Source organism: Micromonospora fluostatini, from assembly GCF_050410825.1.
GTDB lineage: Bacteria > Actinomycetota > Actinomycetes > Mycobacteriales > Micromonosporaceae > Micromonospora > Micromonospora rosaria.
The window spans coordinates 1,678,932-1,702,797 of record NZ_CP191251.1 but is presented as its reverse complement, the minus strand read 5'-3'; the positions used below and the strand labels follow the sequence as shown (position 1 = coordinate 1,702,797).

The 23,866-nt window shown below is 74.4% G+C and carries 18 protein-coding genes; 3 read left to right on the top strand and 15 right to left on the bottom strand.

Annotation, left to right across the window (positions count from 1 at the left end; all coding sequences use genetic code 11):
* Positions 1 to 54: 54 nt before the first annotated feature.
* Both ACQUFX_RS07075 and ACQUFX_RS07070 read right to left on the bottom strand, forming a co-directional pair.
* Positions 55 to 3,357, bottom strand: coding sequence for a discoidin domain-containing protein (locus ACQUFX_RS07075; RefSeq protein WP_428965226.1), 3,303 nt, complete (start codon positions 3,355 to 3,357; stop codon positions 55 to 57).
* A 45-nt stretch (positions 3,358 to 3,402) separates the two neighbouring features.
* Positions 3,403 to 4,845 carry a glycoside hydrolase family 43 protein gene (locus ACQUFX_RS07070; protein ID WP_428965225.1) on the bottom strand — a complete coding sequence of 481 codons (1,443 nt, stop codon included), beginning with the start codon at positions 4,843 to 4,845 and terminating at the stop codon, positions 3,403 to 3,405.
* 1,164 nt (positions 4,846 to 6,009) lie between these two features.
* On the opposite strand from ACQUFX_RS07070, the gene ACQUFX_RS07065 reads away from it, so the two are divergent.
* On the top strand, positions 6,010 to 7,068 hold the full coding sequence (locus ACQUFX_RS07065) for a LacI family DNA-binding transcriptional regulator (protein WP_428965224.1): 1,059 nt from the start codon (positions 6,010 to 6,012) through the stop codon (positions 7,066 to 7,068).
* Between the two features lie 34 nt (positions 7,069 to 7,102).
* On the opposite strand, the gene ACQUFX_RS07060 is transcribed toward ACQUFX_RS07065, so the two are convergent.
* Positions 7,103 to 8,536 (bottom strand): endo-1,4-beta-xylanase, encoded by a 1,434-nt coding sequence (locus ACQUFX_RS07060; protein WP_428965223.1) that lies wholly within the window; start codon positions 8,534 to 8,536, stop codon positions 7,103 to 7,105.
* 475 nt (positions 8,537 to 9,011) lie between these two features.
* Between ACQUFX_RS07060 and ACQUFX_RS07055 the strand changes: the two genes are divergently transcribed.
* On the top strand, positions 9,012 to 9,983 hold the full coding sequence (locus ACQUFX_RS07055; RefSeq protein ID WP_428965222.1) for an acetylxylan esterase: 972 nt from the start codon (positions 9,012 to 9,014) through the stop codon (positions 9,981 to 9,983).
* A gap of 50 nt (positions 9,984 to 10,033) precedes the next feature.
* Positions 10,034 to 11,584, top strand: a complete 1,551-nt coding sequence (locus tag ACQUFX_RS07050) for a glycoside hydrolase family 43 protein (RefSeq protein ID WP_428965221.1) — start codon at positions 10,034 to 10,036, stop codon at positions 11,582 to 11,584.
* Positions 11,585 to 11,815: 231 nt separating this feature from the next.
* Here the strand turns inward: ACQUFX_RS07050 and ACQUFX_RS07045 are convergent, their stop codons facing one another.
* From ACQUFX_RS07045 to ACQUFX_RS06990, 12 genes are all read right to left on the bottom strand, one after another.
* Complete coding sequence (locus ACQUFX_RS07045) at positions 11,816 to 13,174, bottom strand: MFS transporter (RefSeq protein ID WP_428965220.1); 1,359 nt, start codon at positions 13,172 to 13,174, stop codon at positions 11,816 to 11,818.
* Between the two features lie 2 nt (positions 13,175 to 13,176).
* On the bottom strand, positions 13,177 to 13,599 hold the full coding sequence (locus ACQUFX_RS07040) for a hypothetical protein (protein ID WP_428965219.1): 423 nt from the start codon (positions 13,597 to 13,599) through the stop codon (positions 13,177 to 13,179).
* On the bottom strand, positions 13,596 to 14,528 hold the full coding sequence (locus ACQUFX_RS07035) for a 4'-phosphopantetheinyl transferase family protein (protein ID WP_428965218.1): 933 nt from the start codon (positions 14,526 to 14,528) through the stop codon (positions 13,596 to 13,598). Before ACQUFX_RS07035 ends, ACQUFX_RS07040 begins: the two co-directional genes overlap by 4 nt.
* Positions 14,512 to 15,672, bottom strand: coding sequence for an acyl-CoA dehydrogenase family protein (locus ACQUFX_RS07030; RefSeq protein WP_428965217.1), 1,161 nt, complete (start codon positions 15,670 to 15,672; stop codon positions 14,512 to 14,514). The genes ACQUFX_RS07035 and ACQUFX_RS07030 overlap by 17 nt, the downstream gene beginning before the upstream one ends.
* The gene (locus ACQUFX_RS07025) at positions 15,669 to 16,526 is read right to left on the bottom strand and encodes a hypothetical protein (RefSeq protein ID WP_428965215.1); all 858 of its coding nucleotides are present in this window, start codon (positions 16,524 to 16,526) and stop codon (positions 15,669 to 15,671) included. The genes ACQUFX_RS07030 and ACQUFX_RS07025 overlap by 4 nt, the downstream gene beginning before the upstream one ends.
* Complete coding sequence (locus ACQUFX_RS07020) at positions 16,523 to 17,578, bottom strand: beta-ketoacyl-[acyl-carrier-protein] synthase family protein (RefSeq protein WP_428965214.1); 1,056 nt, start codon at positions 17,576 to 17,578, stop codon at positions 16,523 to 16,525. The genes ACQUFX_RS07025 and ACQUFX_RS07020 overlap by 4 nt, the downstream gene beginning before the upstream one ends.
* A 3-nt stretch (positions 17,579 to 17,581) precedes the next feature.
* Complete coding sequence (locus tag ACQUFX_RS07015) at positions 17,582 to 17,842, bottom strand: acyl carrier protein (protein ID WP_428965213.1); 261 nt, start codon at positions 17,840 to 17,842, stop codon at positions 17,582 to 17,584.
* A 47-nt stretch (positions 17,843 to 17,889) separates the two neighbouring features.
* Positions 17,890 to 19,158 (bottom strand): alanine racemase, encoded by a 1,269-nt coding sequence (locus tag ACQUFX_RS07010; protein WP_428965212.1) that lies wholly within the window; start codon positions 19,156 to 19,158, stop codon positions 17,890 to 17,892.
* Entirely contained in the window at positions 19,151 to 20,533 is a 1,383-nt protein-coding gene (locus tag ACQUFX_RS07005) for a preATP grasp domain-containing protein (protein ID WP_428965211.1), read from the bottom strand. The genes ACQUFX_RS07010 and ACQUFX_RS07005 overlap by 8 nt, the downstream gene beginning before the upstream one ends.
* Positions 20,534 to 20,604: 71 nt before the next feature.
* Entirely contained in the window at positions 20,605 to 21,534 is a 930-nt protein-coding gene (locus ACQUFX_RS07000) for a 3-oxoacyl-[acyl-carrier-protein] synthase III C-terminal domain-containing protein (RefSeq protein WP_428965210.1), read from the bottom strand.
* Positions 21,531 to 22,847 carry a glutamate synthase-related protein gene (locus tag ACQUFX_RS06995; protein WP_428965209.1) on the bottom strand — a complete coding sequence of 439 codons (1,317 nt, stop codon included), beginning with the start codon at positions 22,845 to 22,847 and terminating at the stop codon, positions 21,531 to 21,533. Before ACQUFX_RS06995 ends, ACQUFX_RS07000 begins: the two co-directional genes overlap by 4 nt.
* Entirely contained in the window at positions 22,844 to 23,854 is a 1,011-nt protein-coding gene (locus ACQUFX_RS06990) for an asparagine synthetase A (protein ID WP_428965208.1), read from the bottom strand. The genes ACQUFX_RS06995 and ACQUFX_RS06990 overlap by 4 nt, the downstream gene beginning before the upstream one ends.
* Positions 23,855 to 23,866: the final 12 nt, after the last annotated feature.

The following is a 23,866-nucleotide window of genomic DNA, read 5'->3' as shown; positions in this document are numbered from 1 at the left end:
GGCCGGCAGGGTGTGGACGCACCCCGCCGGCCCCGCGCCCGTCGGCGGACCGGGTCAGCCGAAGGCCTGCGCCTCCAGCAGGCCCACCGAGGCGGTGCCGCTGGTCAGCGCGATCCGCAGCCGGGTGGTGGCGACCTCCGGGAAGGTCACCTCGTTGTACCGGTCGAGCGCGGTCGGGTACCCGCTCGCGCCGGGCACGTCGGCGTACCCGGCGCCGGTCCAGTACTGGAGCTTCCAGGAGGCGGGCAGGCGTACCCCGCCGTTGTCGTCGAAGAAGTAGACCCGGGCCGACCGGAGGGTCTGCGGGGTGGCCCAGGTCAGCTCGGCCCACTGGGCGCCGGTCTGCGGCCAGGTCCCCCACCGGGGGTTGACCGTGTCGTTCGACGACGGCGGGTCGACCCCGTCGTTGAGCGCGGCGACGCTCTCCCACGGCGAGGTGTACGAGGCGGACGGCGTCGCCGAGGCGGCGAGGTTCGTCCCCGGCCCGGGGCCGGGACCGCCGCCGCCCCGCTGGTACACCTGCACCTCGGTCAGCCCGGTCTTCGCCCCGGTGGCGTGGGTGAGCTGCACCCGCAGCCGCGCGGTGGTGACCGGGGTGAACCGGACCCGGTTGAGGTTCGACCGGGCGGCGCCGGGGGTGCGGACCTGCCCCGGGGCGGTGACCCAGGTGCCGCCGTCGAGGTACTGCACGCTGTACGAGGCGGGTGGCCGGTACCGGTTGCCGGCCCGGTCGTTGCGGACGAACAGCCACACGTCGTCGACGGTCCGGGCCTGCCCGAAGTTGATCTCGTACCAGTCGGTGGCGTTCGGCGAGCCGGAGGTGCCCCAGATCGGCTCGTTGATCGGGTACCCGTCGACCGCCGCCGCCGTGGACGTGCCCGAGGCGGTGTACGACGCGGTGGTGGCCGCCCCCCGGGCCAGGTTGGCCCCGGTGCCGGTCAGGTCGGCGCCGGCCTTGGCGAACATGTCGACCATCCGGGCGGAGGTGTGCGTCACCTGCTGCGGCGCCTGGAGACCGGCGACGGCGGTGCGGTGGGTGGCCGTGCCGCCGGCCGGCAGGCTGATCGTGCCGGTGGCCGGGTCGTAGACCACCCGGGTCAGCCGGTCGACGGTGAACGCCCGGATGCCGTCGAGGTAGACCGAGTAGCCCTGCGGCACGCCGTCGTAGCGGGTCACCCCGTCGGCCGGGTCGTCCCACACGATGCTCAGGTCCATGTTGCGGTACCGCAGGTTGTTCACCGCGAAGTGCGACCAGCCGATGTCGATCGGCGAGAGTTCGATCTGCGTGTCGGTGCGCGGGCGCAGCCCGGCCACGTCCTCGATCACGGTCCAGTTGCTGCTGCCGAGGATGTTGTGGTGGATCCAGGACCGGTAGTCGATGGTCCGGGTGGTGGCGTTCCAGTTGGCCCAGAACTCGTTGGCGTCCGGCCACTGGGTGTTGCCGCCGACGTACTGCGCCCAGGTGTTCCAGTAGAGCAGCTTCTTGTAGTCCTCGGCGGACATCCACTGGTTGGGGTAGTTGCGCAGCACCGAGGAGTAGAGCCGGAACTGCACGGTGGAGTTGATGGTGGAGAAGTTGTTGCTGCCCGGCTGGCCGGCCGCCGCGGCGGCGGCCTTGTCCCGCTGGTTGGCGGTGAAGAACGGGAAGATCGGGTACTCGGCCGGGTCGGCGAACAGGCGCAGGGCCTGCCGGTACTGCTCGGTGTTGGGCATCAGCCCGACCGCGTACGGGTAGTAGTTGTTGATCTCCTTCCAGGGCACGTGGGTGTTGGTCGACACGTGCTTGTGCTCCAGCAGTTGCCGGGACGGGTTCCACAGGGTGTTGATCACCCCGGTACGGATCCGCTCGGCCAGCGTCTGCATCTCGGCCGCCTTGGCGGTGTCGCCGACCAGGGCGTACGCCTGCTGCGCGGCGAGCGCGCCGCTGTAGACGTAGGCGGTCTCGGCGCGGTCCAGGTTGCCCGCGCGCCAGTGGAACGACACCGCGTCGGCGTCGTTGCCGGTCATCGCGCCCCAGTCGTACTCGATGACCCCGTTGTTGTTGGTGTCGTACGTGGCCAACTGCCCCTTGACGTCACCCTCGGCGTACCGGGCCAGGTGGCCGGCGATGACCGGCTGACCGCCGTGGAGCTGGTAGCTGCGCCAGGCCGCCTCGGCGATGTACTGGGTGTACGAGTTGGACCAGTTCTCCGGGTCGCCCGGGTTGTCCATGAACCGGCCGCCTTTCGACGACTGCCCCACCGACAGCCACGGCCCGTACGACCACTCCGGGTTGCGCAGGTACTTCAGGTCGTCGATGTGCATCGGCTGGGTCAGCGCGATGGCGTTGTTGTAGCCGGTGACGCCCTCGATGGAGACCGGGAACTGGAAGTCCTGCCCGGGGATGTCCACGTCGAGGTGGTTGAAGCGCATCAGCCACCAGCGGTAGTAGACGTTCTTCTTGATCGCCGGATCGGGCACGTCGACGTACGGGATGTTCTCCGCCCACCAGCGGTTGTACGCGCGCACGTGGGTGGCGAAGGCGGTGGCCGGGTCGTACTGCCGGTAGGTGTCGTACTCGGTGCGGGACTCGGGGATCTCCTCGGTGACGAAGCCCATCTGCACCTTGGTGGTGACGCGCTGCCCGGCCGCGAGGGTCACCGACCGGTTCAGCCCACCGCTGCTGACGGTGAACCCGTCGCCGGACAGGCGCGGGTAGAGGGTGGTCAGGTTGTTCTTCACCGCGCGGGTGCCGGTCAGCTCGCTGCCGCTGCCGGTGCCCGCGTACGGCGAGGTGGCCCGCAGTTGCACGGTGGCGGCGGCGGAGCCCGTGTTGACCAGGGTCAGGTTGGTCACCGCCACGTTCTGGTGGGTGACGAACTTGCTCACCTCGACCCGGACCGCGCCACTGGTGTAGACGCCCTTCCAGTGGCTGGGCGACTGCCACCGGCTGGCCACCTGCTCGGTGAAGGTGCCCGGGGTGAGCGCCACCGCGTAGGCGTTCTGGCTGCTGATGTTGTCCCAGTACGCGGCGTTGCCGCCGAAGCCGATCACCGACGGGTTGTGGGTGTACATGAACATGCCCCGACCCCGGCTCATCAGCCAGGGGCCGGCGGGGTCGTTGCCGGGGCGGGCGAGCAGCCGGTCCATCCAGAAGTCGGTGCCGCCGCTCTCGGCGTCGTAGATGGCGCGCATGGTGTCGCCGGTGCGCAGCCCGACCGGTGGGGCGGGCACGGCGGGGCCGCTGAAGGTGGGGTAGCCGATGGTCTGCGCGGCGTGCGCGGGCGACGGGGCCGGCACGGTCAGCGCGCCGACGGCGAGGACGGCGGTCAGGGCCAGCGCGGTGGGCGCGCGGCCACGGGTGGGGACACGGAACACGGGGATCTCCTCCGCGGGGACGGGTGCGGACGGTGGTGGGGCCGGTCAGGGCTGGTAGGCCAGCCACTCCAGCAGGCCGGTGGAGTAGCCGGCGCGGGAGGTGAAGACCAGCCGCAGCCGGGTGGTGCTCACCGTGCTGAAGGTGGTGACGTTGTACGTGTCGGCGGCGACACCGCAGGTGGACTGCCCCGGCACCGGCGCGTACGCGCTGCCGGTCCAGTACTGCACCTGGCAGGAGGCGGGCAGGTCGATGCCCTGGTTGTCGTCGAACCAGTAGGCGGCGGTGCGGTTCACCGACCGGGCCGAGGGCCAGGTGTACTCGACCCACTGGGTGCCCTGCTGCGGCCAGTTGCCGTACGCCAGGTTGCTCCGGTCGCCGGAGGTGGCCGGCACTCCCCCGTTGTTGATCGCGGACAGGCTCTCCCACGCCGAGACGTAGGAGGTCGAGGCGGTCGCCGAGGGGGCCAGGTTGGTGCCGGCCGGCGGGCCGCCCGGGTTGCCCCCACCGGGGTTCGGCGGCGGGCCGGTGGTGGTCTGGACGACCTTCTGCATGGTGCCGTCGGCGTTGAAGAAGAGCCGGTCCACCGCGACCGAACGGCGGAAGTTGCCGCCGCCGGGGGCGTTGGCGTTGTGGTAGACGATGTACCACTGGCCGTTGAACTCGACCACGCCGGCGTGGTTGGTGGTGGAGGAGACCCGGTCGAGCACCACGCCCCGGTGGGTCCACGGGCCGAGCGGGTTGGTCGCGGTGGCGTACCGCTGGCAGGCGTAGTTCGAGTCGGTGACGCAGCCGTTGGTGTCGTTGGCGGCGTACATCATGTAGTAGAGGCCGTTGCGCTTGAACATCCAGGGGGCCTCCCAGAAGTTCGTCAGCCCCTGCGGGGTGAGCACCGGCCCGTCCAGCTCGATCATGTTGGGCTTGAGCTTCGCGGCCCGCGCGCCCCAGTAGCCGCCCCAGTAGATGTAGGCCTGGCCGTCGTCGTCGGTGAAGACGGTCGGGTCGATGTTCAGGCCGGAGGAGTTCGGGGTGCTGTCGCTGATCAGCGGGCCACCCTTGGCGTCGGTGAACGGGCCGAGCGGGCTGTCGCCGACGGCCACCCCGATGTCCATCCAGCCGGCGCCCCGGCCGTTGACCGAGGTGTACCAGTAGTACCTGCCGTTGCGCGGCTCCACCTCGCTGGCCCAGGCGTCCGCGCCGGCCCAGCCGAACGTGCCGACGGTGGCCCGGGGGCCGTGGTCGGTCCAGGTGGCGGCGTCGGTGGAGGAGAGCACCCGCCACTCGCGCATGACGAAGTTGTTGGTGCCGGTGGGCGCCTCGTCCCGGCCGGCGTAGATGTACATGGTGTTGCCGACCACCAGGGGCGCGGGGTCGGCGGTGTAGACGGCGGTGACGATCGGGTTCGCGGCGTGTGCGGGCACTGCGGGCACGGTCAGGCCGAGCACGGTGAGCGCGCTGGCGGCGGCGACCACGCGCCATCGGACGGACATCGGGTTCCCCTCTCCATTTGATTGATATATGTCAATATGCTGGTCCGGCTTCCTCCCCGGAAGGATCCGGGGACCGGTGGTCAGCCCTGGACCACGCCGGGAGCGGACCCCGGCGTGCGATGGTGCGACGGAACGACGCCGCGCGTCGGACCGGGTACGACCCCGGGGTCCGCTCCGGCGGCCGGCGTGCGGTGGCGACCCGGGCCGTGGCGCGCGGCCCCGGTCGCGACGGCGGCGCGCCGGGCCGGACCGGAACCCGACGGGGCCGGCGGGCGGCCCCCGGCACGACGGGTCCGGGGCCCGGGGCCGGCGGTGCCGGCCGACCGGCCCCGGGCGGCCTCAGGTGGCGTCACCGTCCTGGACATCGGCTCCTCCGCTGCGATCAGCCCCGACGCCGGGCCGGCCGGCGGCCGACGCCGGTCACCGGCACCCGATCCCGACGCGGCACGGGTTCGGACGGGTACGACCGAATCGGCGCCCGGTCAGCCGCCCGGCGGCGACCAGGTGACCGCCGGATCGCCCGTGGCCACCGCCGCACCGACCGCCCCGACGCGCCGCCGTCCGGGCCGGGCCTGGTCACCCCGGGCCCGGCCGACCCGCTGGCGCCGTACCGGCCCGGCGGGCGGGGCGGTACCCGGCGGCGGGTCCGTCGCCGCCGGGACGTATCGCGACGACGGACCCGCCGCGAGGTCCCGGGACGCCGGACCCGCCGCCTTACCACCGGCCGCCGGCTCCGCCGCCTCGCCCAAAGGCGGCGGGCCGCTCACGCCGTCCCGCGGCGGCGTGTACGGCCGGGGTCGTCCGCCCGGCGCGACGCACCGGGCACGCTCGAGGGTCGTCACGCCGTCGACCGGCGGCCGCCCGGCCCGGAAGCCACCGGTCGGGCGCACCTCGCCGAACCCGCACGGGAGCGGCGCGCCCCGGGTCGGCAGCACCGGACGGCCACCGGTGGGACCGGGGCCGGACGCGGACTCGGTCATGTCCCCCTCCGCCGGAATCGAGTGATCAGTGTCACTGGCGCGTAGAGGCCACGATGGACCACGAAAACCTTTTCGGCAAGGCTTCCCCGGTGATACGTCGATATTTCGGGGAAGAATCCCCGGCCACCGTGGGTGGTGCCGCCGACCCTCGCTAGGCTTGCCGAAACGACCGGAAAGGATTTCGGTGGGCAGGAGTGGATCCCAGTCGGTCACCCTCACGGACGTGGCCCGGCTCGCCGGGGTCTCGGTGGCCACCGCCTCGAAGGCCATCAACGCCCGGGGCGAGGTCGCCGCGGCCACCCGCCAACGGGTCCTCGACGCCGCGGCCGAGCTGTCGTTCCGGCCGAACGTCCTGGCCCGGGGCCTGATCTCCGGGCGCACCAGGACCATCGGGCTGCTCACCGACGAGCTCGGCGGCCGGCTCTCCATCCCGATCCTGCTCGGCGCGGAGAACGCGCTGGGCAACGAGCAGATGTCGGTGCTGCTCTGCGACGCCCGGGGCGACGCGATCCGACGCCGGCACTACATCCGCGAGCTGCTGGCCCGGCAGGTGGACGGCTTCATCGTCCTGGGCGACAGCAACGACCTGCGCCCGTCGCTCACCCGGGACATCCCGGTCCCGGTGGTCTACGTCTACGGCGAGTCCACCGACCCGGGCGACCTGTCGGTGCTCGCCGACGACGAGGGCGGCGCCCGGCTCGCCGCCGACCACCTGGTCGGGCTGCGCCGGCGACGGATCGGGCACATCACCGGGCCGCAGAGCTACCGGGCGGCCCGGGACCGGGTGACCGGGCTGCGCGCGGTGCTCGACGACCACGGGCTCCCGCTGGCCGGCGGGGCCCCGCTGTACGGCGAGTGGACCCAGCGGTGGGGGCGGCAGGCCGCCCGGATGCTGCTCACCGCCGACCCCGGGGTGGACGCGGTCTTCTGCGGCAACGATCAGATCGCCACCGGCGTCGCCGACTCGGTCCGCGACCTCGGCCGCCGCATCCCCGACGACATCGCCATCGTCGGGTACGACAACTGGGAGGTCTTCGCCGCCGACTGCCGTCCCCCGCTGACCACCGTCGACCTCAACCTGGAGCAGCTCGGCGCCACGGCGGTGACCCACCTCTTCGCGGCGCTCGACGGCCGGTCGGCGCCCGGGGTGATCCGGCAGCCGTGCCGGCTGGTGATCCGCGAGTCGACCGGCCCGCCGCCGACGCCCGGGACGTCCCCGACAGTGGACCGACCCCGGCCGTGAGACGGCCGGGGTCGGTCGTGGTACGCGGTGGGGCTCAGCTCGCGGTGCAGGTGGGGGTGCCGGTGGGCGCGGTACCGGTGCCCTGGAAGCCGAACTCCGTGCTGGCGCCGGCGCCCAACTGACCGTTGTAGGCGACGTTGCGGAAGGTGACGCTGCCGGTGTTGCCGCTGCCCTGCGCGTTCCAGGCGTTGGTCACCGCCGCGCCGGCCGGCAGGGTGGTGCTCACGGCCCAGCCCCGGGTGCCGCCGGAGCCTGCGGTGACCCGGACGGTGACCACGAAGCCACCGGTCCACTGGTTCACCGACACGGAGGCCGAGCAGCCGGCCCCGCCGGGCGGGGTGGTCGGCGGAGTGGTCGGCGGCGTCGTGGGCGGGGTGGTCGGCGGGGTGGTGGGCGGCGTGGTCGGCGGGGTGGTGGTGCCCCCGGCGTTGAGCGCCTCCAGGGTCGCGGTGTACGCCGGCTTCTTGTTGCCGTTGCCGTCGAAGAGCAGCGGGGTGCCGCTGGCCCGCCAGGAGTCGGTGTCCCGGATGCCCCACACGGTGATGCCGGTGCAGCGGGCCACCGCCAGGCAGTCGGCGACGACGCTGCGGTAGGTGTTGGCCTGGGTGGTGCCCGAGCCCTCGATGTCCAGCTCGGTGATCTGCACGTCCACCCCGAGGGCGGCGAAGCTGGACAGCGTGGTGCGGTAGTTGCTGGGGTACGGCGAGTTCGGGTTGAAGTGCGACTGGAGACCGACGCAGTCGATCGGCACGCCCCGGGCCTTGAAGTCACGGACCAGGTTGTAGACCGCCTGGGTCTTGGCGTGCGTCCAGTTGTCGGTGTTGTAGTCGTTGTAGCAGAGCTTGGCGCCCGGGTCGGCGGCCCGCGCGGCGCGGAACGCCGCCTCGATCCAGTCGTCGCCGGTGCGCTGGAGGTTCGAGTCGCGCCGGGCGCCGGTGCTGCCGTCGGCGAACGCCTCGTTCACCACGTCCCAGGAGTGGATCTTGCCCCGGTAGTAGGACGCGACCCGGGTGACGTGGTTGAGCATGGCCTGGCGCAGGGCGGTGCCGGACATGTTCTGCATCCAGCCGGGCTGCTGGGAGTGCCAGGCCAGGGTGTGACCCCGCACCGCCATCCCGTTGGCGATGGCGTGGTTGACGATCCGGTCGGCGTTGGTGAAGGTGAAGACGCCCTGCTGCGGCTCGGTCGCGTCGAGCTTCATCTCGTTCTCGGGGGTGACCGAGTTGAACTCGCGGTTGAGGATGCCGACGTACGTCGAGTCGGAGAGCTTGTGCGCCGCGATCGCCGCGCCGAAGTAGCGGCCCTTCTCCGCCGCCGAGGCGCCCAGCGTCGTCCCGGCGCTGGCGGTGGGCGCGAAGATCACGGTGGCGGCGACGGCGGCGGCGCCGGCCAGGACCGACACCAGTGCGGTACGCCGGCGTGCCCCGGCGCTCCATCGCCCGCTGGCGCGGGCGGACACGTGCTTCATGGCGTTCGCCTTTCGGATGCTGTGGTGGGAAGGAGTCGCCTCGTCCCTCGCCCGAACGGTGGCGGCCCACCGCCCGCCGTGGCCGCCCGGTCGCCACGTCAGGGGTGCCGTACTGCCAGCACACCACAGGGATCGATGCTCTCCGATCGGAAACGTTATCGAAACACCCCCGAAAGTTCAACGCCTGCCGATCCCTGAATATCGAGGGACGCCCCCGGCAAGGCGACCGAAAGTTTCGGGGATTCCGACCCTCCCCGCCCGGCTCCGACCACCGGCCGGACAGGTCGCGGGTCGGTACGGCACGCCCGGGGTTGGACCAGCACCGGTGCCGCTTCGCCGCCGACGACTCCGAAACTTTCGGCTCCGGGCGACCGGCCGCCCGCCCGTTCCGGGGCCCCGCCGACAGCGCATCATGGACCCGCGCGCGGACACCGTGCCCGCGCCGCCGCCACCCGCCGCCCCTGGAGGAAACCCGGTGCTGACCGACCTTCCCGTCGAGCAACTGGCCACCTACCGCAGCTCGCAGACCCTGCCCGAGGACTTCGCGGACTTCTGGGCGGGGACCCTCGCCGAGGCCGCGAGCCACGACGTCGACGTCCGGCTGCGCGAGGTGCCGACCGGACTGACCACGGTGGTCACCTACGACGTGACCTTCCGGGGGTACGCCGGCCAGGACATCCGGGCCTGGCTTCGGGTACCGGCCGGGGCCACCGGTCCGCTGCCCACCGTGGTGCAGTACGTCGCCCACGGCGGCGGGCGCGGACACGCCCTGGCCAGCCTGCTCTGGGCCTCCGCCGGTTTCGCGCACTTCCAGATGGACACCCGGGGGCAGGGCTCGGGATGGAGCATCGGCGAGACGCCGGACCCCGCCGTGGCCCCGCCGGCGGTGCCGGGCGTGATCACCCGGGGCATCGGCGACCCGGCCGACTACTACTACCGGCGGTTCCTCACCGACGCGGTACGCGCCGTCGACGCCGCCCGCGCGCTGGACGTGGTCGACCCCGACCGGGTGGCGGTGTTCGGCGTCAGCCAGGGCGGCGGCGCCGCGATCGCCGTCGCCGGGCTGCGCACCGACGTGGCGGCCGTGGTGTCCCTGGTGCCGTTCCTCTGCGACTTCCCGCGCGCCACCCGGATCACCGACGGGTACCCGTACCGGGAGATCGCCGACTACCTGCGGGTGCACCGCGACGACGTGGCCCGGGTGCACCGCACGCTGTCCTACTTCGACGCGGTCAACTTCGCCCGGCGGGCCACCGCGCCGGCGCTCTTCTCGGTCGCCCTGATGGACGCGACCTGCCCACCGTCCACCGTGTACGCCGCCTACCACGAGTACCAGGGCCCCCGCGAGATGATCGTCTGGGAGTACAACGGGCACGAGGGCGGCGGCATCGACGACGAGGCCCGCGCCCTGGAGTTCCTCCGCGCCCGACTCGGCCACACCGGCTGACCCGTCCCACCCCGATCCGACCACACCCGGTCCGACCGAAGGAGCCACTGTTGCCCCTGCCCCGCGACATCCCCCAGTACGACAACCCGGTGCTGCCCGGCTTCCACCCCGACCCGAGCGTCTGCCGGGTGGGCGAGGACTTCTACCTGGTCTGCTCCAGCTTCGAGTACTTCCCCGGCGTACCCGTCTTCCACAGCCGCGACCTGGTGCACTGGCGGCAGATCGGCAACGTCCTCGACCGGCCGGAGCAACTGCCGATCCCGGCGGACTCCACCGCCTCCGGCGGCATCTTCGCCCCGACGATCCGCCACCACGACGGCCGGTTCTGGATGATCACGACGAACGTCCACCGGGGCAACTTCCTCGTCACCGCCGAGGACCCGGCGGGCCCGTGGTCCGACCCGGTCTGGCTGGACCTGCCGGGCATCGACCCCGACCTGGCCTGGGACGAGGACGGCTCCTGCTGGTGCACCTTCTCCGGCACGCACGTCGCCCGCATCGACCCGGAGACCGGCACGGTGCTGGAGGGGCCGTACCCCGGCTGGCAGGGCAGCGGCGGGCAGTACCCGGAGGCCCCGCACCTGTACCGGATCGACGGCTGGTGGTACCTGGTGATCGCCGAGGGCGGCACGGAACGCGGGCACGGGGTCTCGGTGGCCCGCGCCCGCTCCCCCCGGGGGCCGTTCGAGGCCGCCCCGACCAACCCGATCCTGACCCACCGCAGCACCAACCGGCCGATCCAGAGCACCGGCCACGCCGACCTGGTGTCGGCGCCCGACGGCACCTGGTGGATGGTGCTGCTGGGGACCCGCCCCCGTGGCCACACCCCGCTGTACCACGTCCTCGGCCGGGAGACGTTCCTGGCCCCGGTGCGATGGGTGGACGGCTGGCCGCAGGTCGACCCGGTCCAGCTCCGCGAGCAGGCACCCGCCTGCTGGACGCCGACCGCCGCCCCGCCGCCGCGGGACGACTTCGACGCGACCACGCTCGCCCCGGCCTGGATCTCGCCACGGGCCCGCCCGGCGGGCTCCTGGTCGCTCACCGAGCGGCCGGGCTGGCTGACCCTGCACGCCACCGGCGCGACGCTGGACCGCCCCGGTGCCACCCTCGTCGGCCGGCGGCAGCAGCATCCCGACTGCCGGATCACCGCGCGCCTCGACCCGGGCACCGGCCGGGGCGGGCTCTCCGTCCGGATCGACGAGGCCCACCACTACGACCTGGAGGTCGCCGAGGGCCGGGTCCGGGTGCTCGCCCGCATCGGCCCGCTGAGCCAGTGCGTGGCCGAGCAGCCCGTCGCGGCCGGGCCGGTGGACCTCACCGTCGACATCCGCACCACGGACGTCCTGCCACCGTCGGTGACCTCGGCCGGACAGCTCGCCGCCGGGGGCCCCGGCGTGGGCGCGACCGGCCCGGACACCATCGGGTTCCTCGTCGGCGGCGACCCCGGGGACGCCACCCTGCTGGCCGAACTGGACGGCCGGTACCTGTCGACCGAGGTCGCCGCCGGCTTCACCGGCCGGGTCGTCGGCATGTACGCCACCGAGGGCAGTGTCGCCTTCGACTGGTTCGACCACCGGCCCCGACCGGCCGCCGACGAGTAACGGCACGTCGCCGCCCGTCCGACGACCACCCCGATCGCCAGGTGACGTCGTCGACGGGTCAGCTCGACAGGCGCGGAGGCCGTCGTCCCCGGGCCCCCGGCGACATCACCGGGCGAGGCCCGCGGTCGTCGCGGCGGCGACGTCGTGACCACGGAGCGCGCCGCCACCGGTCGGTGGCGGCGCGCTCCGTGGGTCACCGGCCGGCGGGATCCCGTCCGCCGGCCGGCGGTGTCACGTCCCCAGCCCGGCGGCGGCGAGGGGCCGCCCCGCGTGCTCGTCGGCACCGTCGGGGCCCGGGGCGACGGTGCTCGGGCCGGGGTCGCGGCCGGTGGTCGGGGTCGGTGCCGCGTCGGTCGCCGCCGGCTCCTCGGTGGGCACCGGCTGGCGCAGGGCCATGACGGCGGCCACCGGGGCGGCGAGCGCGACCAGGCCGCAGACCAGCCAGGTGGCGGTGATCCCGATGACGGCGGAGAGCGCGCCGAAGACCACGATGGAGACCGGGGTGGTGCCGATGCTCGCCAGGGTCAGCATCGACATCGCGGTGCCGATCCGGGCCTTCGGCGACGCCTGCTGGTAGACGGTGACGATCGCCGGGCCGTTCAGGCCGGCCATCAGCCCGACGGCGGCGCCGACCGTGGCCAGGGCCACCACCGAGGGCATCAGCGCCATCAGCAGGATGCCGACGCCGATCCCCGCCCCGCTGACGACCAGCCGCACCACCAGCGGGATGCGGTGGGCCAGCAGCGCGCCGAGCGCCCCGGCGGCGAGCGCACCCGAGCTGAACGCGACCACCACCACGGCGACCGAGGCCACCCCCCAGCCCCGCCCGTCGACCAGCAGCGGCAGCGCCACGTCGATCGGCCAACCGAAGGCCATGTCCAGGCAGAAGGCGCAGACGAACAGCCACCGCAGCCGGCCGTAGGTGCGCAGCAGCCGCAGTCCGTCGCCGGAGCGGCGCAGCAGGTTCTCCCCCGGCGTCCGGGCGCCGCCGGTCATCCCCCGGGTCACCACCGCGACGCCGACGAAGGAGACGGCGCAGGTGACCGAGACCGCCGCCATCACGTGCCACAGCTCGCCGGTGGCGATCATCCAGGCGCCGATCGGCGAGCCGACGATCGGGGCGATCCGGGTGACCATCGCGAACAGCGAGTTGGCGCGGGCCAACTGGTCGCCGGTGGCCAGCCGGGGCATCAGGCTGCTGCTGGAGGGGCTGGCCAGGCCGAGCAGCACCCCCTCCAGGGCGGCGATCACCACCAGTGGCCAGAACCAGCCGGTGGTCAGGGTGACCACGGCGCCACCGGCCAGCAGCAGGACCCGCGCCGAGGTGGTCCGCAGCAGCACGAAGCGGGGACCGAGCAGGTCGGCGGCGGCCCCGCCGAAGATCAGCGTCAGGGCCCGGGGGATGGTGCCGGCGAGCATCAGGGTGGTGATCGCGCCGGCGCCGCCGAGTTGCACGGCGGTCCAGCCCAGCGCCACCAGCAGCACGTAGTCCCCGGTGAGCGACAGCCCCTGGCTGACGGTCAGCGTGAGGACCCTCCGCCACTGGATCGCCGCCTGCGGGCCGGCCACGGCCGGGTCAGCTTGCTTCATCGTTACGCCTCACTGTCTCCGGGACGCGCCGCGCCGGGCTGCGGGGCGGATCGTCGCGCTGCGGTGGATCGGGGTACGGGCGGGCACGGGCAGGTCGGGCTTCCCGGGCAGGTGCCGGGGGCGGCCCAGCGCTGCGGCGACGGGTGGCGGACCGACCCGCACCCGCCGCGCAGCACGTTCTCCACCGCCCGGACCGCGGCCAGCCGCTCACCGGGCGCTGTCCCCCGGTCGGCGGCGGTGGAACTGATCTCCAGATGCCCGCCCAGGTACGAGCGGCCCATCCCGGCCAGCGCCCGGCCCGCCGCCCGGACCGCGGCGGTCCGGTCGGCCGGGCAGGAGGTGAGCACCGGTACGTCCGAGGGGGTGAAGCGGACCCGGACCGTGTCGGAGGCCGCCGGGTCGGGCTGACGCTGGTTCCAGCTCACTGGCTCCCCCTCGGGCCGCTGGCGATCACGGGACTGCCGTGTCCGAAACGATAGGTTTCCGCCGGCCGCCGCCCCGGCGGTTCACCGGGCAGCCGGCCGGCATCTTCGCCGCCGTGCCAGGGCCGCCAGTCCCACTCGAACATCCGCAGCCGACCCAGCCGGGCGCCGGTGGTGGCCAGCGCGGCGACGTAGCCGGGCGGGGCCGGCAGGTCCCGCAGCACCCAGCGCTGTCCGGTCAGGACGCCGGTCCCCTCGACCACGCCGGACATCAGCACGCCGAGCCGCAGCCCGTCGAGCAGCCGCCCGCCGCTGGCCTTGACGCAGGCCTCCTTGCGGGACAGCAGCCGGTGGTAGACGGCCCGCCGGCCGGCGGGGTCGGCCTGGGCGGCGACCGTGGCCGCCTCGTCGGCCGGCAGGAAGCGGGTCGCCAGGGCCAGCGCCGAGGTGGCCGGGGCGACCTGCTCCAGGTCGACGCCGACCGGGTCGGCGAGGCAGACGGCGAGCAGGGCGTGCCCGCCGGAGCGGCTGAAGCTCCACTGCCACCGCCGCCACTCGCCGTCGAAGCGGGGCTTGCCGTTGGGTCCACGGACCCAGTGCAGGGTGTACCCGGAGGTGCCCAGGTACTGCCCCAGCACCGTGCGGAGCGCGGCGTGCGCCAGCACATACCGCTGCGCGGCGACCCGGTCGCGCATGTGGTGGGCGCGCCGCCGCTCCTCCGCGTCGAGCAGCGTGGCGACCAGGTCCACCACCTCGGGGTCGACGTCCAGCCCGATGTGCCAGATGTCCGCGCCCGGTGGGGGGCCGAGGTCGGCCGGCGGAGGCTGGCCCAGCGGCAGGGCCTGGCCCAGCGGTGGAGCCTGGCCCAGCGGCGGGGGCACCCCGGTCGGCGGGGGCGGGGCCGCCGGCGCCAGGTCAGGCCGCGCGGGCATCGCCGAGCCGTCCCTGCAGGTAGCCCTGGGCCAGGGTGAGCCGCTGGATGTTGCCGGTGCCCTCCATGAACTCGAAGGCCCGCGCGTCCCGGACGAGCTTGTCCAGCAGCGGGTGGTCCCAGCGCGCGCCGGGGCCGAGCAGCCGGACCGCCGAGGTGGTGATCTCCTCGGCCAGCCGGGTGGCCCGGACCTTCGCCGCCGAGGCGAGGGTGCCGTCGCCGGGGTTGCGGTCGGCCGAGCGCGCGGCGGCCAGCACCACGGCCCGGGTACCGGCCAGCCGCTGCGCCCAGTCGGCGAGCAGGTGCCGCTGCGCGGCGCGCAGGTCGCGGCGCTCCGCGACGACCAGGTCGTACCCGGCCTGGGCGACGCCGAGGGCCAGCGCGGAGACCACCGGGCGGTAGCGGTTGAAGGTCCGGGTGGCCGCCCACATGCCCTGCCGGGTGGCCGACTTGTGCCGGCCGAGGACGTCGTCGTCGGCGATCGGCACCTCGGCCATCCGCAGTTCGCTCAGTTGCAGCCCGCGCAGGCCCAGGGTGGGCAGGGGCACGGCGGTGAAGCCCGGCCGGTCGGTGTCGACCAGCGCCGCCAGCACGCCCAGCGGGCCGGCGTGGCGGCGGGCGAAGACCACGCCGAGGCGGGCGCGGGCGCCGTTGCCCACGTACCGCTTGGTGCCGGCGAGCAGCAGGCCGCCGCCGTCGTCGGCGGGCCGCAGGGTGGTGCCCATGCTGCCCGGGTCCGAGCCGTGCGCCGGCTCGGTCATGCCGAAGAACGTCCAGGTCGGTGCGGCGGCCACGGTGGACCAGTAGCGGTCGCGCTGGTCGGCGTCGGCCAGCTCGGCGATGACGAAGCCGGACATCGACGGGCCGGGCAGGGCCAGCACCGCGCCCGCGTCGGCCCGCGCCAACTCCTCCAGCAGCGTCACCTGCTCCACGCAGGACTGGAGGTGGACCGGGCGGCCCCGGACCCGCAGCGGATCCGGGTTGTACTCCGCCGGCAGGCCGACGAGCTGCCGCCAGGGCAGGCCCCGGTCGAGCAGGGCCGCCGCCAGCGACGGGTCGCGGTCGAGGTCCAGGGCGGACGCCCGCAGCACGTCGGCGTACTCCCGGGCCACCGCCCGCAGGTCGGTGAGGTGTTCGGTGGTCACGACGCCTCCAGGTCGGTCGGTGGCGGATAGGTGTCGGCCAGCAGCTCGGCGGCCCGGACCTCGGCGCCCGGCCCGTCGGCCAGGAACCCGGCCGCGCCGAACAGGTGCAGGCAGATCCGGCCGGCCTCCTCCAGGGCGTGGTGCGCCCGGGTCCAGGCGGTGCCGTCGCGCGGGGTGGCCCCGCAGGCGCACCCGCCCGGGCAGGCGCACCCGCCCGGGCAGGCGCAGCCGGCCCGGCAGGTGGCGGCGGCCACGCAGGTGCAGCGGGCCGTGCAGGCGCAGGTGGCCGCGCAGGTGACGGTCTCCAGCAGGGCGTGCGCCTCGGCGAGACCGGCGGCGGCGTCGGCGACCATCCCCCGCACCATCGACAGGTTCAGCGTGACGGTGCCGGCGACGGACCGGCCGCGCAGGTGCGCGACGGCGTGGGCGAGGCTCCGTTCGGCGAGGCCGAGCCGCAGCCAGAGCAGCCCGGCGGTCCAGGTGGCGTGCGGCGGCGGCCCGCCCCCGGGCACCCGCACCGCGATCAGCGTGTCGGCGCCGACCGGGACGCGGTCCAGCAGGTCGTGCCGGACCCCGGCCCGGGGTCGGGGGCCCGCCCCGGTGGCGTACCGGTCGCAGGCCGCCTCGACGTCGGCCGGCACCAGGGCGTGCCCGCCGGGTCCGACCGGCAGGACGCCGGGGCTGGTCGTGGCGTGCAGCAGGCGCAGCGCGGCGGCCGGCCCGTCGGCGTACGCCACCGGCCGGTACCGGCGGGTGTCGGCGGCCGGCGGCGCCGGTGCCGCCGGCACGGTCGGCACCCCGGACGGGATGGGCACGGTCGGTACCCGGGTCGGCGGGTTCGCGGTGACGGTCATCGCGTCAGCTCCCTCGTACGGCGCGGGCGGGAGGCGCCCGCGGCGGGACCGGGCGGCGGGGACGCCGGGACCGGTGGATGCGCCGCACCGGACCGGACGGGCGCCGACCGGGCCCGACCGGCGCGGGCCGGTACGTCGGCCCGGGGCGGGGCCGGCAGGGTCAGGGTGATCCCGCACCGGTACGGCAGCGTCGGGTCCCGGTCGGTGACCAGCAGCCGCCCGCCGGGTAGCGGCTCGCGGCCGACCGGCAGCGGCCGGGCCGGGTCGGCCGCGCCTGCCGGGGCGTCGTCGGTGAGCGGCCCGGCCCCGAGCAGGTCGGCCAGGGCGAGCCACACCCCGAGGCAGGGGTGCCCGGCCGGGGCCCGGACCACCGGTACCCCGGCGGGCGGGTCGTCGAGACCGGCGCCGGCCACCACCAGGTCGGCCGCCACCGGCAGCGCCGGGCCGGCCGGGCCACCCCGGGTGACGGTGAGCTGGGGGCGTCCGACCGGTACGCCGGCGCCCGGACCGAGCAGCAGCGCCACCGCCACGTCCCGGGTGGGGCGGACCGCCGCGTCGTCCGGGGGCAGGGTCTGCTGCTCCATGACGACGACCAGGGCCCGCCGGGCGCCCCCGGTGGTGAGCTGGTGGTGGGCGATCCGCAGGGCGGTGAACGGCCCGGCGACGCCCTGCTCGGAGATCCCCATCATCATCGGGTCACCGGGCAGGAGCTCGGCGAGCAGGCTGCCGGGGAAGCTCTGGTGCCGGCAGTCGGGGCTGGCGTCGACGGTGAGCACCAGGTCGACCTCGGCCAGCGCCGGGCCGAGCGTGTCCACCACGGTGCGGACCATGTGGTGGTAGCTGATCTTGGGGCCGTCGGTGAGCCAGGAGCGGTCGGCGAAGGCGCCGTAGAGCGACTCCATGTGGTCGAGGAAGGCCGCGAGTTCGTCGGCGGCGGGCCGCGGGCCCGCCTCGGTGAAGGTGAACGGGACGATGCGTTCGAGGGCCGGTCCGGCCGCGTCACCTGGCGCGGCCAGACCGGTGGGCTCCCCGAGCCGCCGCAGGACCGGCACCGGTCAGCGGCTCTCTGCGATGAAGGCGGCCAGCGAGCCGACCGTCTCCAGGTGGCTCTGCTCCAGGCCCTCCGGGTCGACCTGCATGTCGAGGGCGTCCTCCAGGGCCATCAGCAGGCCGAGCACGCTGGTGGAGTCCAGGCTCAGGTCGTCGAAGAGGCGGGTCTGCTCGGTGACGTCGGTGAGTTCCTGGCCGAGCACCTCCTCGAGGGCGGTGACGATGGCGGTGACGACCTGCTGGTCGGCGGCGACGGTGACGGACATGGGGGGTTCCTGCCTTTCGGTGTAAAGGGGTGCGGGGATGGGGCGGGTCAGTGGAAGTCGTGCAGGATCTGGGCGGCGAGCATGCTCTCCACGTCGTCGCGGGTCCGGATCAGCCGGGCCTCGCCGTCGTGGACCAGCACCTCGGCGGGGTAGCCGTGGCTGAGGAAGTGCACCGGGGAGGCGGTCGGCCCGTACGCGCCGGAGCGCTCGACCCCGACGACGTCGCCGGGGGCCAGGTCGGCCGGCAGCTCCACGGCCTTGCCGATGGTGTCGTTGGGGGTGCAGAGCGGGCCGGTGACGTTCCACTTCACGCCCTCGGCGGCGCTGTCCCGGTTGAGCAGGCGCATGGGGAAGTTCCGCTTGACGAAGGAGCCGATGCCGACCGCGGCCATGTGATGGTTGGTGCCGCCGTCGGCGACCGCGAACCGCTCCCCCATGGACTCCTTGACGTAGCGGACCTGCACCGCGTACGTGCCGCTGTGTCCGACCAGGTACCGGCCCAGCTCCATGACGAGGCGGGTGGCCGGGTGCCGGTCGTGGAACCGGGTGAAGATCGGGTTGAGCCGGTCGGCCAGCGCGGCCACGTCGAGGTCGCGCTCGCCGGGGAAGTACGCCACGCCGAGGCCACCGCCGACGTCGACCACCTCCAGCGGCACCCCCAGGTGCGTGCCGAGGCGCTCGGCCAGCTCCAGGATCCGCTCGGTGTTCGCGGCGATCATGTCCTCGTCGAGGAACCGGGTGCCCATGTACGCCTGGAAGCCGACCAGCCGCACGTGGCGGTGCCGGCTGGCCAGGTCGTCGGCGGCCAGCAGGGCGGCCTCGTCGATGCCGAACTGGCGGGGCTTGCCGCCCATGGTCAGGCCGCTGCCCTTGACCGCGAAGCTCGGGTTGACCCGCAGCACCACCCGCGCGGTGGTGGCCAGTCCCTCGGCCAGCTCGTCGATGAGCGCCAGCTCCCCGAAGGACTCGCAGATGAGGGTGATCTCCTCCTTGAGGCAGGCGGCGATCTCGTAGTGGCTCTTGCCGGGCCCGAGGAACATGATCTGCTCGGCCGGCACCCCGGCCCGCTGGGCGGTGACCAGCTCGGTCAGCGAGGAGACCTCGGCGCGGGCGCCCAGCGAGTGCAGCAGCGCGCAGATGCTGACGTTCGGGTTGGCCTTGAGCGAGTAGAACATCTCCACCGCCGGGTGCAGCCGGTCGCGCAGCCCGCGGAACTGCTCGGTGATCCGGGCCCCGTCGTAGACGTACAGCGGGGTGCCGAAGCGCTCGACCAGTTCGCTGACCGGTACGGTGCCCACCGAGGTCGACTCAGACATTGACGGTCTCCTTCCGCACGGTCCGTGCGATGGCGTGGTCCAGGTCGGCCAGCTCCGCCTCGGAGCCGGCCAGCAGCAGGCCGTACAGGCGTCCGGCGTACGGCCGGGGGTCGTCCGGGCCGGGCGCGGCGGCGTTGACGGTGGCGAAGTTGTTGACCAGCAGGCCGCTGCCGCCCCCGGTGGTCAGCAGCAGGTCGCCGAGCTGGTCGCGCAGGTCGGCGAAGCCGACCGGGCCGGTGAGGGTCAGGTCGTACTGCCGGGCCAGGGCGACCGTCCCGGGGCCCATGAACCGCTCCTGCAGGGCGGTCTGGTAGGTCGACATGTTGTTCCGGGCGTTGATCTCCAGCACCGGCAGCAGGCCGCCGTCGCCGGTGGTGATGGCGTCCACCCCGACGATGCCGTGGAAGCCGTCGGCGGCCAGTCGCCGGCCGAGCCGGTCGGCGGTCTCCACGAGCTGCGCGGTGTGCGCGGCGCTGATCCGGGCCGGGATCCGGTGTCCCTTGTGGGCTCCGTTCTCGGTGAGCGCCTCCTTGACGAAGTCGAAGCGCACGGAGCCGTCCCGGCCGACGGTGAAGTGGTAGTTGAGGTCGAGCGCCTTGTCCGCCCACTCCTCCAGCACCAGGGCGATGCGCTGGTCGCCGGTCTTCTCCGCGCGGCGGGTGACCATCCGCACGAGCTGGTCCAGCCGGCGCGGGTCCTCGACGACCACGATGCCCTTGCCGGAGACCCCGTACGCGTCCTTGACGCCGACCCTGCGGCCGGCGGCGACCGAACGGGCGGCTTCCTTCGCGGCCTCGGCGAACTCGGCGACGGTCTCGCACTCCCAGCCGACGGCGAGCGGCAGACCCAGTTCCCGGGCGACCCGGCGGCTGTACACCTTGCTGTTGACCGCCTTGACCACCGGCACCGGCGGCAGCGCCGGGGCCAGCCCGGTCACCTCGCACAGCCGCGCCTCCAGGGTGGACATGCCGTGCGGCAGCAGGTGCGCCCCGGTGCCGGCCAGGTCCCGCAGCGCGGCCTGGAGCCGGGGCGAGCGCAGCGCGTCCTCGCTGACCGTGGCGGCCGGGTCGGACCGGTCGGTGACCAGGATCGTCGGCAGCGCGATGCCGAGGTCGGTCAGGTAGGCCAGGTAGTCGGGGTCCGGGGCGGACTTGAGCACGACGTGGTCACCGGGACCGGCGAGCAGCACGGCGAACTCGTCCATCCGGTTCACGATCGCGGTGGAGGAACGCCCGCCGACGGTCGGCAGGCCCACCTCGTCCCGGGCCCACTCGTCCTCGACCTCGAAGTTGCCGAGCAGCACGAACGGGGTGTCGGCGGAGCCGGTGCAGGCGCTCTTCACGCCGGCGAGGAAGCTCGGGTACGGCGGTGCCATGGTGATCCCTTCTGGTCGACCCGGCGCGGGTCGGGGCGGTCGTGGGTCGACCCGGGCGCGGGTCGGGGTGGTCAGTGGCGCAGGACGGCGGCGGAGAAGGTCGCGCCGAGCCCGACGGCGGCCATCAGGTAGAGGTCGCCGGGGCGGAGCCGGCCGGCCCGGCGGGCGTGCACGTGGTTGATGAACGGGTCGGCGGTGAAGCAGTGCCCGGTGACCGGGATGTTGTCCAGGAAGACCCGCTCCAGCGGGATGTCGAGCAGTTGGCAGGTCCAGGACCAGGAGAGCCGGTTGACGTTGTGCGGCAGGATCAGCGCCAGGTCCTCGACGCCGACCCCGGCCGCCGTGGCGGCGTCCCGGATCACGTCGGCGAGCACCTCGTTGTGCTCCTTGAGGAAGCGCGGGTCCAGCGCCTGCGGGGGGAACTGCTCGGCGTACCGGCCGAGGGTGCGGGTGGCGTAGCCGAGCAGCCGGTCCCGGTCCCCGCCGGGGGCGACCAGGCAGGCGGCGGTGGACTCCCCCATCACCGTGCTCTCCGGGATGATCTGGAGGGTCGGGTTGAAGACCTTCTCCCCGGTGAGCACCAGCGCCAGCGCGTCCGGGTCGCCGTCGGCGGCCAGCAGTTGCCCGGCGAGGTCCACCCCGAGCAGCCCGGTGGCGCAGGCGTGCTGGGTGAGGGTGAAGGCGACCGCGTTCGGCAGGCCGAGCGCCGCGCAGACGTCCTCCAGCGGGTGCTCCCCGGCGGGGGTGACGGTGGTGACGGTCCGGGCCAGGATCACGTACCGGACCCGGTGCTCGTTGCCGCGCAGCTCGCTCAGCGACTCCACGGCGGCGGTCAGCGTCGCGCGCAGGTCCCGCTCCGGGTCCCGGCGCACCGACTCCAGCCCGTAGAAGCGGCGGAAGGTCCACAGCAGTCGGGGTGGGGCGTCGACGGCGGCGCAGATGTCGCCGACGTCCACGCTCAGCTCGGGCAGGTGGCACCCGACGTCCAGCAGGGCGGTCACGCGCGTCCTCCGATCCGGTCGGTGCGGCTGTCCACGGTGGAGCCGACGGGAACGGCGGGGGTCGCCGAGGTGCCCGGCCACCACAGGTCGTCCGGGGTGAGCGCGGCGGCGGTGTACCGGCCCAGCGCGCTGATCAGGAGCTGGGCCTCCAGGGCCAGCGCCCGCACCAGCCGGACCAGGCCCGACTCGGCGTCGGTGTCGACCGCGAGCAGCGCGGCCCGGCCCAGGCCGACGGCGGTGGCGCCGAGCGCCAGCGCCTTCACCGCCCGGCCGCCCTCCCAGATCCGGCCGCTGGCCAGCAGGCAGCCCTCGGGGCGGCCGATCCGGCGCAGGCACTCGCCCAGCGGCAGCCCGACCTGGTCGAGGAAGGCCCGGGGGGCCCAGCCGGTGCCGCCCTGCGCCCCGTCGACGGTCACCGCGTCCGCGCCGGCCCGCCAGGCCGTGGCGGCGGCGTGGGCGACGTCCCGCCCGGGGTGGAACTTCACCCACACCCGGGCGCGGGGGAAGTTGTTGCGCATGAAGCGCACCTGCTGGCGGACGATCTCCTCGGTGAAGGTGCCCGGGCTGGCGCAGCGCAGCCACCCGCCGTCGCCGAGCACGTCCCGCACGGCGAACCGGTCGGCCAGCCGGGCCGCGTCGGCGGCGTCGACCACCGTCATCCCGCCCAGCCCCGGCTTGGCGCCCTGGCCGAGCTTCAGCTCGAAGCCCAGCCGGCCGGAGTCGACCAGGTCCCGCACCGACGGGTCGCTGTAGACGAGGTTCCACACCTCCGAGTCGGCGTCCTCGGTGCTCTGCTGCACCACCACACCGCCGACCTCCGGCGGGCACTGCTCGGCGTAGGCCCGCAGCCGGGCCAGGATCGACGCGCCGGCCCCGTCGGCGGCCCGCCGGTACCCGCCCACCGGGACCAGGTTCTCCCCGATCACCATCGGGACGCCGAGCCGGCCGGCCTGGCGGCTGGCGGCGAGCCCGGCGTCGCCGGCGGCGATCCGGGTCGAGCCGAACGCGCTGACGTAGACCGGCAGCGGGGAGCGGAAGCCGCCGACGGTGGTGGCCAGGTCCACGTCGTCGTGGACCGGCTCCCGGGCCAGCTCGATCAGCTTCTCCAGCCGTTGCGGCACGAAGACCGGTGGGACCAGCCGGGCGGTGTCCAGGTCGTCGAGGAGGCGGGGGTCGACCGGCTCGGCGTCGTCGCCCGCGCCGAAGAGCTGGGCCCCGTAGCCGTCCGCCGGGGGGAAGACCTCGGCGGTGCCGTGCCGGGCGCGGGCCCGGACCTGCCGTTCGGGGAAGCCGGGGGCGCGTACGCCGGTCACGGGGCCACCACCCCGGGCAGCTTCGGGTACGCGCTGACCTGCCAGAGGGCGTCCAGCCCGGTGAGGAAGCGGACCAGCCGCTGTACCCCCATGCCGAACCCGGCGCTGGTCGGGATGCCCTCCCGGGCCAGCTTCAGGTACCAGTCGTACTTGGCCGGGTTCTCGCCGCTCTCCCGCATCCGGGTGACGATGGTGGCGTAGTCCGCCTCCCGCTCGCTGCCGCTGACCAGCTCCCCGTACCCGCCGTGGGCGATCAGGTCGAAGTTGCGCAGCACCCCGGGCCGGTCCGGGTCCTCCCGGTCGTAGAAGCCCCGGGAGCCCTTCGGGTAGTCGGTGACGAAGAACGGCCGGTCCGCCTCCCGGGAGAGGGTCTCCTCCCCCACCCAGTCGATCTCGGCGTCGGCGCTCTGCGGGTGCCCGCCGCCGCGCAGCCGGTCGACCGCCTCGGCGTGGGTGCAGGTGTCGAACTTGCCGGTCAGCAGCTCGGTGAAGGCCAGCGGGTCGCGGCCCAGCCCGGCCAGCACGTCGGGCACGGTGTCCAGCACGTGCCGGACCACGTGGGTGAGCAGCCCGGCCGCGACGTCCATCGCCTCGTCCCGGGACGCGCCGGCCAACTCCACGTCGATCTGGTGGAACTCCACCAGGTGCCGGCCGGTCCCGGCGGTCTCCGGCGGCTCCACCCGCACGTTCGGGGCGATGTAGAAGAGCCGGTCGAAGCCGCGCAGGGACGCCTGCTTGTAGAGGATCGCGCTGGTCATCAGCTTGTACGGCTGGCCGTAGTAGTCCACGTCCAGCGCCTTGGCGCCCCGCCCGCCGGGATCGGTGACCGGGCCGACCAGCGGCGGCAGCAGTTCCGTGCAGCCCTGGCCGCGCAGGTACTCCCGCGCCGCGTACAGCGCCTCCTGCTGCACCGCCATCGCGGCCCTGGTCGTCGGCGCGGCCAGGTGCTCGCCGAGCGGCACCGGCCGGGGCGCCGGGCCGTCTGGCTGGTGGTCCGTGTGGTGCATCTCGCCTCCCGG

Coding starts and splice junctions, on each gene's coding strand:
- ACQUFX_RS07025 (WP_428965215.1), bottom strand. CDS start 16,526: ATGACCGTCACCGCGAACCCGCCGACCCGGGTACCGACCGTGCCCATC.
- ACQUFX_RS07005 (WP_428965211.1), bottom strand. CDS start 20,533: ATGGCACCGCCGTACCCGAGCTTCCTCGCCGGCGTGAAGAGCGCCTGC.
- ACQUFX_RS07010 (WP_428965212.1), bottom strand. CDS start 19,158: ATGTCTGAGTCGACCTCGGTGGGCACCGTACCGGTCAGCGAACTGGTC.
- ACQUFX_RS07015 (WP_428965213.1), bottom strand. CDS start 17,842: ATGTCCGTCACCGTCGCCGCCGACCAGCAGGTCGTCACCGCCATCGTC.
- ACQUFX_RS07070 (WP_428965225.1), bottom strand. CDS start 4,845: ATGTCCGTCCGATGGCGCGTGGTCGCCGCCGCCAGCGCGCTCACCGTG.
- ACQUFX_RS07060 (WP_428965223.1), bottom strand. CDS start 8,536: ATGAAGCACGTGTCCGCCCGCGCCAGCGGGCGATGGAGCGCCGGGGCA.
- ACQUFX_RS06990 (WP_428965208.1), bottom strand. CDS start 23,854: ATGCACCACACGGACCACCAGCCAGACGGCCCGGCGCCCCGGCCGGTG.
- ACQUFX_RS07035 (WP_428965218.1), bottom strand. CDS start 14,528: ATGCCCGCGCGGCCTGACCTGGCGCCGGCGGCCCCGCCCCCGCCGACC.
- ACQUFX_RS07045 (WP_428965220.1), bottom strand. CDS start 13,174: ATGAAGCAAGCTGACCCGGCCGTGGCCGGCCCGCAGGCGGCGATCCAG.